This is a genomic window from Oceanimonas baumannii, from assembly GCF_002245495.1.
GTDB lineage: Bacteria > Pseudomonadota > Gammaproteobacteria > Enterobacterales > Aeromonadaceae > Oceanimonas > Oceanimonas baumannii.
Window position 1 is genome coordinate 1 of record NZ_NQJF01000054.1, and the last position, 1,009, is coordinate 1,009.

Annotated in this window: 1 protein-coding gene and 1 pseudogene; both read right to left on the reverse strand. The window is 58.1% G+C overall.

Features of this window, described 5'->3' with window-relative positions:
• Positions 1-157 precede the first annotated feature (157 nt).
• Positions 158-631 (reverse strand): translation initiation factor 2, encoded by a 474-nt coding sequence (locus tag B6S09_RS18125; RefSeq protein WP_094065028.1) that lies wholly within the window; start codon positions 629-631, stop codon positions 158-160.
• Between the two features lie 115 nt (positions 632-746).
• Positions 747-1,009 (reverse strand): annotated as a pseudogene (locus B6S09_RS18130) (PLP-dependent aminotransferase family protein); the annotation flags it as partial.

The window sequence follows — 1,009 nt, forward strand, 5'->3', positions numbered from 1 at the left end:
AGATGTGTATAAGAGACAGCAATGGGATGGCCGGGCTAGAGTACGCCCTTAAACAGCCGTTTTAAAATGGTCCAACAGCGGTTTTTCACACAAAAAGAAAGTGACTGACCAGTCTGCGACAGATGGTCGAAACGTCGAGTCACTTGGTAGGAAAAGTTTACTGCTTGAATTCGAAATCCAGCGCCGCTCCCTCGACATCACGCCGCTCTTCGTTGCGCAATTGCAGGCGCATTTCGTTGCTGAGCAGGCGACCGTTAATCTGGAAAGCACTGTTGTCGGTAGGCTTCTCACCGAACATCGGCGGCAGCAACGGCACGCTCTTGGGCTGGGGCATGGTGCCCAGCGGCTGCAAGTGCCTGACCATGTCCGAAGGCAATGACAGGTCCAACTGGGCCGGCGGCAGTTTGGTCTCGGCCACTTCGTGGGCAGACTTGGCCTTTTTGGCCGCCGCGCGTTTCTTGGCCGCGGCGTTTTTTTTCGCAGAAGCGGCGGTCTTAGCCGGCGCCGGCTTAGTGTTCTGTGCGCTCGCCGCGGGCTTGCTTTCGCTCACGGGAGTCGCCGCCAGCAGCGTGGGGACGTTACACAGGCTTAACAGGCCAATCACCAAAACAGCTCGGAACATCGAGGTCATATCGCCTACAGCATTAACGGCAGAAGGCCACATGCTCGCCTGTTGAGGGCAACATGACAAGCGCGATGATTAGCCAGCTATCGGCAATGTGCCCATTGTGTATGTCGGCCGTGCCTTAAAGTCCGGCGGCCGTCTCCTGGCACAGCTGACTGGCCAGCATCCCCAAGGTCATCAACGCCCGCTCTGCCTCGCGGTTCCACGGCGTACCGCAGTTGAGCCGGATGCAGTGGTTGAACTGCTCGGTGTTACTGAAGATCAACCCAGGCGCGATGCTGATGCCCTGCTGCAAGGCACGCACATGCAGTTCCTGGGTATTGACCCGTCCGGGCAAACTGACCCACAGGATAAAACCGCCGGTGGGACGGGTCATCTGTGTGC

Excerpts from the sequence above, each read along its gene's own strand:
- B6S09_RS18125 (WP_094065028.1), bottom strand. The coding sequence starts at position 631 with ATGACCTCGATGTTCCGAGCTGTTTTGGTGATTGGCCTGTTAAGCCTG.